Source organism: Streptomyces sp. NPDC025793, assembly GCF_055558375.1.
In genome coordinates this window covers 1-10,072 of sequence record NZ_JBVHMR010000103.1, presented here as the reverse complement: position 1 = coordinate 10,072, position 10,072 = coordinate 1, and the positions used below count along the sequence as shown (strand labels likewise).

General features: G+C 67.2%; 6 protein-coding genes and 3 pseudogenes. 4 read left to right on the top strand and 5 right to left on the bottom strand.

Features of this window, described 5'->3' with window-relative positions:
- Positions 1-93: 93 nt before the first annotated feature.
- Positions 94-1,470, top strand: a pseudogene (locus ACZ4MF_RS48140) (transposase); the annotation flags it as partial.
- A 90-nt stretch (positions 1,471-1,560) separates the two neighbouring features.
- On the opposite strand, the gene ACZ4MF_RS48135 reads toward ACZ4MF_RS48140, so the two are convergent.
- Entirely contained in the window at positions 1,561-4,089 is a 2,529-nt protein-coding gene (locus tag ACZ4MF_RS48135) for an FtsX-like permease family protein (RefSeq protein ID WP_467500691.1), read from the bottom strand.
- Positions 4,086-4,862, bottom strand: coding sequence for an ABC transporter ATP-binding protein (locus tag ACZ4MF_RS48130; protein ID WP_467500689.1), 777 nt, complete (start codon positions 4,860-4,862; stop codon positions 4,086-4,088). The genes ACZ4MF_RS48135 and ACZ4MF_RS48130 overlap by 4 nt, the downstream gene beginning before the upstream one ends.
- Before the next feature lie 338 nt (positions 4,863-5,200).
- On the opposite strand from ACZ4MF_RS48130, the gene ACZ4MF_RS48125 reads away from it, so the two are divergent.
- Entirely contained in the window at positions 5,201-6,307 is a 1,107-nt protein-coding gene (locus ACZ4MF_RS48125; protein WP_467500687.1) for a sensor histidine kinase, read from the top strand.
- Entirely contained in the window at positions 6,304-6,945 is a 642-nt protein-coding gene (locus tag ACZ4MF_RS48120) for a response regulator (RefSeq protein WP_467500686.1), read from the top strand. The genes ACZ4MF_RS48125 and ACZ4MF_RS48120 overlap by 4 nt, the downstream gene beginning before the upstream one ends.
- A gap of 173 nt (positions 6,946-7,118) precedes the next feature.
- On the opposite strand, the gene ACZ4MF_RS48115 is transcribed toward ACZ4MF_RS48120, so the two are convergent.
- Together ACZ4MF_RS48115 and ACZ4MF_RS48110 are read right to left on the bottom strand one after the other, a co-directional pair.
- The gene (locus ACZ4MF_RS48115) at positions 7,119-7,613 is read right to left on the bottom strand and encodes an acyl-CoA thioesterase (protein ID WP_467500684.1); all 495 of its coding nucleotides are present in this window, start codon (positions 7,611-7,613) and stop codon (positions 7,119-7,121) included.
- Positions 7,614-7,797: 184 nt separating this feature from the next.
- Positions 7,798-8,067 (bottom strand): annotated as a pseudogene (locus tag ACZ4MF_RS48110) (transposase); the annotation flags it as partial.
- 66 nt (positions 8,068-8,133) lie between these two features.
- Between ACZ4MF_RS48110 and ACZ4MF_RS48105 the strand changes: the two are divergent.
- A pseudogene (locus tag ACZ4MF_RS48105) lies at positions 8,134-9,304 on the top strand (IS3 family transposase).
- 66 nt (positions 9,305-9,370) lie between these two features.
- On the opposite strand, the gene ACZ4MF_RS48100 reads toward ACZ4MF_RS48105, so the two are convergent.
- A partial coding sequence (locus ACZ4MF_RS48100) for a carboxylesterase family protein (RefSeq protein ID WP_467500683.1) occupies positions 9,371-10,072 on the bottom strand: 702 nt, incomplete at its 5' end.

Here is a 10,072-nt window from a genome sequence, read left to right as displayed (position 1 = left end):
CGTCACCCGCAGCCGCCTCGGACGCCTCGTCCGCCAAGGCTTCCTCACCCAACCCGGACGAGGCCGCTACCAGAAACGGACTTAACGCCCACTGATTTCTCGGTGTTGTCGGAGTTCAGGGACCGGCTGGTCGAAGCGGACGCCGGGCGGAGGGTACTGGATGGCATCCTGGCCGCTGCCCGGGACAAGGGACTGCTCAAGGCGGCGGGCCGGGCCCGCACCGACTCCACGCATGTGCTGTCGGCGGCACGGGAGCTGTCCTGGCTGGAGATGGTGGCCGAGACGCTGCGCTCCGCGCTGAACGCGCTCGCGCAGGCAGCTCCAGACTGGCTGGTGGAGGTGGCCGAGACGGACTGGTTCAAGCATTACGCGACCCGGGTCGAGGACTCCCGGTTCCCCAAGACCCGTGCCAAGCGTGACGAGGTCGGCCGGAGGATCGGAGTGGACGGGACGCGTCTGCTTGAGGCCGTCTTCTCGTCCCGGGCACCCGCGGGAGTGCAAGAGATCGAGGAAGTTCAGATCCTGCGGCAGACATGGGTCCAGTCCTTCCACCTGGTCGAGGGCGAGGTGAGGCGTCGGGACCCAAAAGATCGGCCACCGAGCGCGATGCGCCTGGTCACGCCGTATGACATCGAGACACGCGGCAGCGTGAAACGCGACACCGTCTGGGACGGCTACAAAGTCCACCTCACCGAGACCTGCGAGGTGGACACTCCGAACCTGATCACGAACGTGGCCACCACCACCGCGACGGTCCCCGACGTGTCGATGACCCAGACCGTGCACGCGCAGCTCGCCGAAGCGGGCCGTCTTCCCGGTGAGCACCTGGTCGACGCCGGATATGTCGATGCGCACGAACTCGTCCACGCCCGCCGCGAGTACGGCATCACGCTCACCGGACCGGCCGCCAGGGACCCCAGCCCTCAGACCCTTGCAGGCGGTGGATTCTCCCGAGACGCCTTCACCATCGACTGGGAGAACAAACAGGCCGCCTGCCCCGGAGGTAAGACCACCAGGCGCTGGAACCCCTGTCGTTCCGAGGAAGGCGTCCCCGTGATCCGGATCCGCTTCAACAAGAGCGACTGCCAGCCCTGCCCCGTCCGTGAGCAGTGCACATCCTCCAGAGTCGGCCGGCGCCTCACCCTGCAGCCCCGCGCCGAACACGAGGCCCTTCGCCAGGCCCGCACCGAACAGGAAACCGCTGCCTGGAAAGAGCGCTACAAAACCCGTGCCGGAGTCGAAGGCACGATCGCACAGGGCGTGCTCCGCTGCGGCCTGCGTAGATCCCGCTACCAGGGCCTGGCGAAGACCAGCCTCCAGCATCAGCTCACCGGCGCCGCCATCAACCTCGCCCGCATCGACGCCCACCTCACCGACACACCACGAGCCCGCACCCGCACCAGCCACTTCGCAGCGCTTCGCCCCGCCGACCACAAGATCGACGGGGCGAAGCAGGAAGGCCCCGAATAAACCAACAGCGTCCGGTATCGGTACCGTTCCCGGGGCCGGGGAAAGGGGGGGCAGAGCAGGCCTGGGGTGGTACTCCACTGCCCGGGGGACTCAGTCGGTGGCGGCCAGGGCCTCCATCGGGCTGATCCGGGCTGCCCGGCGCGCAGGCAGCGCACCGGCCAATGCCGTCAGCGCCGTCATCAGCAGGACCACTCCGGTGAGCTGTGGCAGCGGGACCTCGACCTGGGCCGAGGTGCGCAGAGTGAGCACTGTCAACCACGCGAACGGCAAGGACAGCAGGAGTCCTAGGGCCGCGCCGAGTGCGCCATACAGACCTGCCTCGGCGGTCAGCATGGTGCGCAGTCCGCGACGGGACATGCCAAGTGCCCGTAGCAGCCCGGCTTCACGGACCCGCTCGACCACCGACAGGCTGGTGGTGGTGCCCACCCCCACGACCGCGATGATCACGGTGAGGGAGACTAGGGCCAGGGCGAGGGACACCACGGAGTCGAAGCGCGCGTTGGTGGCGTCACGCTGATCGGCGAGGGTGTCCACCGTCAGATGGGTGTTGTCTCCGACGATATCGCTCTGCAGGATTTTGAGGGCGGCCGTACGGCCTTGTTCGCCCGGCTTGGCCGCGTTGGCGACGAAGCCCGCGTACGCGGACGGCGCGCCGAGCCGCTGCAGATCACCAGGGTCGGCTATGAAGCTTGCGGTCAGTGGAACGGCTTCCATGACCGCGGCGATCCGGACGGTGACCTTGTGCGAGCCGTGGCTGAGAGTGATCGCCTCCCCAGTGTGTTTGCCGGTGGCCTGCACGAAGTTCTGCAGCACCGCCACCCGGCCGGGGCCGAGATCCGACAGCGATCCTTCGGTGGTGGCGAAGTCCCGCCAGATCGACAGGGCATGCAGATCGATACCGAGGGCCGACTGGGCGCCCTGTCGCTCGGCGACGACTGGCATGCTCCGGTAAGGCACGACGTTCCTCAGCTCGGGGCTTGCCTTCGCCCGGGACAGTGTCTGAGGCGGGACCGGCTTGCCGTCGTCGTCGGCGAGGCGGAAGTCGGCGGGCGCGACCGCGGCCAGCTGTCCCTTTGCCAGAGACCGCATGGACGCCGAGCCAATGAGCACCCCGGTGATCAGGGTGACGCCCAACGTGACGACGAGGCTTACGGAGGCGGCCCGCCGGGCGCCACCGCCCACTCCTCCGACTGCGAGCCGGCCGACCGGCCCCGTGGCCCGTAGCGGCGAGCCCAGCAGACGCAGCACGGGTCGGACGACCGCCGGGCCCCATGCCACAAGGACGAGGAAGGCCAGCGCCCCGGCGCCCACGATGACCAAGAGCAGAGGCTGCGGATCATAGTCCTTCTGCCCTGGAGTCGGCAGATGGGTGAGGACGACGGCGATCATGAGTGCGGAGCCCACGGCGCTCAGTGCGCCGAGCGCGGTCCGCGCCTTGCCGATGCTCTGGTGGCTGTCCGCGGTTCCTGCTGTGCGCAGTGCCTCGATGGGTGATACGCCGGCTGCGGACAGGGCAGGGGCGAGCACGGCGAGGACCGTGAGGGCACCGGCCCCGCAGATCACCGCGAACGCCGGGCCGAGGGCGAGGTCAGGGGAGGCTACGGCGGTGCCGAAAAGTCCCAGCACTGCCGGTGCCATCCGGCCGACGACCATTGCGAGGAGGACACCCGCCGTCGCGGCGACAAGGCCGGTCAGGGCTCCTTCGGCGGCCAGCGCACGGGCTAGCAGAGCCCGGTCGGCACCCACCGCCCGCAGCAACGCCAGCTGCCGTACACGCTGGACGAAGACGATGCGGAACGTGGACGTGGCCACCCATGCCGCGGCCAGCGCGGCAACCACCACGAACATCGTGACAACACCGAAGATGGTGTTCAAGCTTCGTACGGCCTCGGTCGCCTCCTGGGTGCGTACTACATCGCCGTCGATGATCTGCGGAGCGCTGTGCTGTCGTACGTGCGAGCCATCGGCGAGGGCGGCCTGCAATGCGGTGCGGACAGAGGGCTTGGCGGTGCCGGGGCTGAGGTGGATGTCCACCTGATCGAACGTGGCGCTGCCGGGGAGTCGGGCGGCGAGCTCGTCTGTGGTGTAGGCGTCGTTGCCGTTGTCCTGCTTGGCCTGCACCACGCCGGTGACGTGCAGCAGCACTGCGCGAGGGCCGACGGGGGAGCGCACTGTGGTGGTCGAGCCGATGGATAGTCCCAGCCGCTCCGCGGTGCGGTCCGTGACCGCTACCTCATGCGGAGCATGCGGGTAGGTTCCTTTGGTCAGACGCACGGTGGCGAGGGGGCCGGACCCGGGGTCGGCGCTCACGGTGAACTCGTTGCCTGCCGGCTTGGGAAGGCTGTAGGAGGCGCTGTGGCGCCCGGATGCCTCCGCGACGCCAGGCACCTGACGGATCATCTCCAGGTTTCGGGTGGTGAGAGGGTCCCCTCCCGTGACAACCAGATCCGCGGCAGTCGGGGTGCCACTGAACTTATCGAGCAGCGTCCGCTCGCTGATCTGGTACGCCAGCACGCTGCCGAACACCACGAACGACATGACGACGATGGCCAGCCCGGTCAACAGCAGGCGTGCAGGGTGCCGGGCAAGATCCAGAAGCTGAGTGCGCAGAATGGTCATCGGCCGACCGTCAGCTTCCGCAGTTCGTCGGCGACCAGCGCCACGCTCGGATGCCTGATGTCCCCTGCGATGCGGCCGTCGGCCAGCAGCACCACCCGATCCGCGTAGGCCGCGGCCCCGGGGTCATGGGTGACCATGGCGACGGTCTGGCCAAGCGTGCGGACCATGGAACGCAGCATGCTGAGCACTTGCGTTCCGGCGGTGGAGTCGAGATTGCCGGTCGGCTCGTCGGCGAAGACAATCTCGGGCCGGCCCAGGAGGGCACGAGCGATGGCTACCCGCTGCTGCTGGCCACCGGAGAGTTCGGCTGGCCGGTGCCCGAGCCGCTCATTCAGCCCGAGCGCGTCGACCAGATAATCGAAGAGCTGTTGATCACATTGTCGGCCAGCCAGGTCGAGCGGCAGGGTGATGTTCTGCACCGCGGTCAGCTGAGGCAGCAGGTTGAATGCCTGGAAGATGAAGCCGATCCGCTCCCGGCGGACCATCGTTAGCGTCCGCTCCGACTGTTGAACCAGATCCGTGCCACCAAGCAGCGCCTGCCCCGATGTGGCGTGGTCGAGGCCGGCGAGGCAGTGCATCAAAGTCGACTTCCCGGATCCCGACGGGCCCATGATCGCGGTGAATTCGGCTCGGGCGAACGTGACAGTCACATCGTCGAGCGCGCGGACCGCTGTGTCACCCGAGCCGTAGATCTTCACCAGATTCACCGCGGCGGCGGCGCTCGACGACGGATCCGGCTGGGGGACCGTGGCCTGGTTCAGTGTGCTGTGCATTCCCACTTCTCCTCCGGGCTGGCTGTGTGCGCTCCAGCAGCTTCGCGGTTGGTGAAGGGGCTCCACATCGGCCGCGAGGAAGGACCATGGTGGGGCGGCTCTGACTTTCGGCAGATGCGGGGCCGAGACGTCGGACTGCCTGTGCTTCCTGAGTGCTGCCAGGGCTTTTGCGCCCGGGGGGACACAGCGCGAGAGGTCTGTCCGATGGCCGATCCGTGTGCGCTGCTGCCGGCGCTACCGTGGGACGGATGATGACTGACAGGCACTGGGCGCAGAGGTTGCTCTTCGGCCGTCCGCCCGCTCTTCTCACTACGGCGGCTCTGGTAACGGTGGATGTCATGACCAGGGGCTTCCAGGGCTGGCTGACGGGTTCCGCACGGGTGGTGCTGGCCATCGGCGCACTGGCCGTTTGGCTGATGGCCCGCCGATGGAGGCCGGACCAGATGGTGCGACGGGCCTTGCTACTCGCCGTGTGTTCGCTGGCGCTGACTCTGGCCATGGTGCCGGCGGTCCATCCGCTGACGCCCCACACGTCCTTCGGTGTTGCCGAAGCGTTCGGGATGTGGCTGGTCATCATCGCGGTGATCCGGTGGGGCGGCGGCCGTCTTATGCCGGTGACCGTCGCGGCGCTTGGCCTGGCGATGCTGTGCCAGCCGCTGCGCACGATCTACACCAACTTCACCGGAGTGCACGCCGGTCTGAATGCGGCCTTTCTGGAGGCGATGTGTGCCGTGGTCGCGGTGATGACCGGCGTGCTGTTGCGCTTCCAGGCGGCCTCGCGTGAGCAGCAGATGCTCGTCGCCAGGGCGGAGCAGCGCGCGGACTTCGCCCGGGACCTGCACGATTTCGTCGCACACCACGTCACGGGAATGATTGTCCAGGCACAGGGGGCACAGGTGATCGCGGCGGACAACCCACAACGCGTCATCGCCGCCCTGGAGCAGATCGAGCGTGCCGGTGGGGAGACCATGGCAGCCATGCGGCGCATTATCGGGGTGTTGCGCCAGGACGACGACGCGGCACCACGAACTCCACTGACAGGTATCGCGGACCTGCCCGACCTGGTGGACGGGTACGCCACGGCCGGGGGACCGCCGGTGCGGCTACACGTCCAGGAAGTGCCGGAGGGACTCCCGGCGGAGGTCACCAGCACCACGTACCGCATCGTGATGGAGGCGCTGACCAACGTCCGCAAGCATGCGGGTTCCGCATCCGGAGTGGAGGTGTCGGTCAACGCTACGCCGGAATGGCTGCTGGTGAGGGTGGAGAACGATGAGCCCGCAGGCGGTAACACCCCGATGTTCTGGGAGCGTTCAGGCTTCGGGCTCGCGGGGCTCACCGAGCGGGTAGAGTCACTCGGCGGCCGGCTCACCACAGGGCCGGGGATCGAAGGCGGCTGGGTCGTGGATGCGGCGCTGCCCCTGCGGAACGGAGCGGCACGATGACGATCCGGGTAATGATCGCTGATGACCAAGCTATGGTGCGTGCCGGTTTCGGAATGATCATCGAGGGGCAGCCCGACATGGAGTGCGTGGGGGAGGCCTGTGACGGGGTGGAGGCCGTGGAACTGGCCCGCCGCGTACGACCCGACGTGGCATTGATGGACATCCGGATGCCCCGTATGGACGGTCTGGAAGCGCTGCGACTGCTGGCCGGCCCGGCCACTGTCGAACCCGTCAAGGTCATCGTGGTTACCACATTCGACCTCGACGAATACGTCCATACCGCATTGCGTAACGGGGCGTGTGGTTTCCTTCTGAAGGACTCCGGACCCACGTTGCTCGTGGAAGCCGTGCGGGCGGCCAATTCGGGCGAGGCGATGATCAGCCCTGCGATCACTGTTCGGCTGCTGGAGCACCTCACCCCGCCCGCCGCCGCTTCGGACACCGCCGATCTGTCTCCGCGGGAGCTCGACGTCGTACGGCTGGTGGCCCGCGGCATGACCAACGCGGAGATCGCGCAACGGCTGTTCATCGCCGTGGGGACCGTCAAGACACATCTGGGAAGCATCCAGCAGAAGATCGTGGCACGGAACCGCGTGGAGATCGCGGCATGGGCCTGGGAGCGCAACCTCGCCGGCTGAACAGCGGCAGCCGCCCAATTACGAGGCGACTACCGGCCGGACCGCTCTCCTCAGGAGAGGGAGGAGAGCGGTCCGGCGGTGGTGCCGACGTGGGCGGGTGGCCTGCCGGCATTATGTGCGGTATTGCGGCGCCGGGGGAGCGGACCCGAATGAGCCCCGCGTCATGGCCGCAATCATCCCAGATTCTCAGCGCACGTCAGGGGCTGGTCAGGGAGTTGGAGTTCGACAGTTTTCCGCACGTCGTCCGGGTCATGGACCGGGTGAGCTTGCGCGGCCGTGTCTTGTATCTTGACCTGTCGGCTGTACCGCGCACACAGAACATTCTTCCCGCCCCGCTGTAAAGGGCGAGGCATATTTTTCTCGTCTACTGCGACGAAAACCAATTCGGCCCGTCCAGCCAGGAAAGGCATTTCGGTGCGCATACGTTCCGTGTATATCTCGACGTCGATGTCGATCGAGGTATATCCGGTGTTCAGCAGCCGAGCGTACGAATGCAGCACATCGCCGACGATGATGGGTTTCAGGAATTTGACGCGATCGGTGCGGGCGGTGACGGCGGGCCCTCGCGCGACCCGGACCGTCAGCACCAGCGCCGCGTCGTCGATGCGTTTCATCTCCAGAGCTCCGGAGGTGAAACCGTACATGTTCGTGTCGCGGGCGGTGGTCATATGTGTGACCGACGCGCTCTCCTCGGATAGCAAATCGTTCAGAAGCCGTATCTCGACCGATCATGGAACGTGCGGGTCGAACAGGATTCCCGCCGGGGTGATCTTCCCGTTGTGCGCGCATGAACACAGGGCCTCTCGGTAGCTCGGGGATGCGAATCTACTGAACTTGAATGCGTGATGTCGGTCAGTCGTTGAGGGGCAGACCGGTTCCGGCGAGGCAGCCGTCGACGACGTCGGGTCGGTACTGGATCTGCTTCAGTTTGCGCTTGACGGCTCGGGTGACCTGGGAGAGGTCAGCGGCCGCGAGGTTGCCGACCTCCCGCTTGACCAGCGACAAGATGCCCTCCTGCGGGTTGAGGTCCGGGGCGTGGGTGGGCAGCTGGAACACGGTCAGCCAGTCAGAGTCGCGATCGATGAACTCCCGCATGCCACACGTGAGATGGAGACGGACGTTGGGGCCCTCCACCTTGATCGTGGACACCTCGACACTGGATCTTGAATTCAGGGAGAGGAGGCCCGAGTGGGGACCTACAAGTACTGGGCGGAGTTCCGGGCGGCCGCGGTGGCGCTGGCCCGTTCGTCGGGCCGGCCCGTGTCACGCATCGCCGCCGAGCTCGGCGTGAACCACGAGACGCTGCGGCAGTGGATCAAGACCGCGGAGAACGCCGAGCGGCCCGAGGCGGTTGCGGCGTCGGCGAAGGACGTGGAGATCGCGGCCTTGCGCAAGCAGGTCCGCGAGCTGGAGATGGAACGTGACATCCTGCGCCGGGCGGCCAAGTATTTTGCGGGCGAGACGAACTGGTGAGCCGCTTCGAGTTCGTTGCCGACCATCGTGACGCCTTCGGCGTGAAGCGGCTGTGCGCCGTGCTGAATCTGTCCCGGTCCGGGTTCTGCCGGTGGCTGAAGACCGCCCCGGCGGGGGCCGCGAAGGAGGCCGCCGACTCAGCGCTCACCCGGCGGATACGCAAGGTCCACACAGAGTCCGGGAAGACGTACGGTGCCAAGCGGATCACCGCCGAGCCCGGCGCCAACGGTGCGATGGTGAACCGCAAGCGCATCGAGCGGCTCATGCGCCAACACGGCATCCAGGGGCGGAGATTGCAGCGGCGACACCGCACCACGGTCCCGGATCCCGCCGCCCGGGCGGTGCCCGATCTGCTGCGGCAAAACTTCACCGCATCCGCCGCCACCGGGCATGGGTCGGTGACATCACCTATCTCCCCACCGCCGGCGGGAAGTTCCTGTATCTGGCCACCGTCATCGACGTGTCCTCCCGTCGCCAGCTGGGCTGGTCGATGGCCGATCACATGCGGGCCGAGCTCGTCACCGACGCGCCCAACGCGGCTGTCCGCACTCGCGGCGGACAGGTGGACGGCGTCATTTTCCACAGCGATCACGGGGCTCAGCACGGGTCGAAGGCGTTCGCCGACGCCTGCCACCAGGCCGGGATCCTCCGGTCCATGGGAGCGGTCGGCACCTCCGCGGACAACGCCGCCGCGGAGTCGTTCTTCGCCTCGCTCAAGCGGGAGATCCTGCCCGGCCGACGCGGCTGGCCGACCGCAAGAGCCGCCCGCCTCGCAGTCTTCCGCCGGCTCGGCTTCTACAACCACCAGCGCAGGCACTCCACAATCGGCTACCTCGCGCCGGTCGCCTTCGAACAGAGATCAACTACGCTGGCCATCACTGCATGACGACCGGTGTCCACGATCAAGGTGGAAGCCCCCCACGTGAGTACACCCAAGCGGCAGACCGGAGCGTCAGAACAGGATCGGCTCGACCCCGTCCCAGGCTTCGAACTGCACTTCCGGGATCATGCCGTTCTCCAGCATGATGTTGGTGTTGAAGAGCAGAGTCGGGCCGTTGCCAGCCGAAATGGACGGCCACGCTGGCAGGGCTGCGTGGCACGGGTTGCCTGTTGCCGCGAAGGAAGCGAACGACCCGACCATTGAGTCGGCGAGTTCCTGGGCCGCGGCCAGGTTTGCCCCAGGCATGAGGCGGCTTGCCTTGACCGTGCCGAACGTGAACATGAGGTCAGAGCCATGCACGGGTCCGTGCGGGCTCGCAGCCGCGTAGTCGAAACGGTACTGCCAGGCCTGACCGCCGGCGCGTGTGATCGCCTCGGCAAGCCAGAGCGAAGGCATGACGTTGAACGAGGCACTGAGCAGGTCCATTTCCCAGCTACGGCCGGCGGCGCTCGTGTGCTGGTAGATCTGCTGGAGTTCAGCCCATTTCGCTGCGCCGATGAGGCTCTCGGTGTGTGTTTCCAGCCCTGGCGCGAAGAGTGGGTTCTGCACCGCCAACTCGTTTGCCTCGTCCAGGCAAGTACCAATCAGCACGTCGACGGCTCCCGACACACCAGTCAGTGGGTGGATCGGCAGAACGATTCCGTCGCCTACTTGATGGAAGCACTCGCCGCCGAGAGCCGGTTCCTGCCACACTGCGGCTGCCGCGGTGGTGAG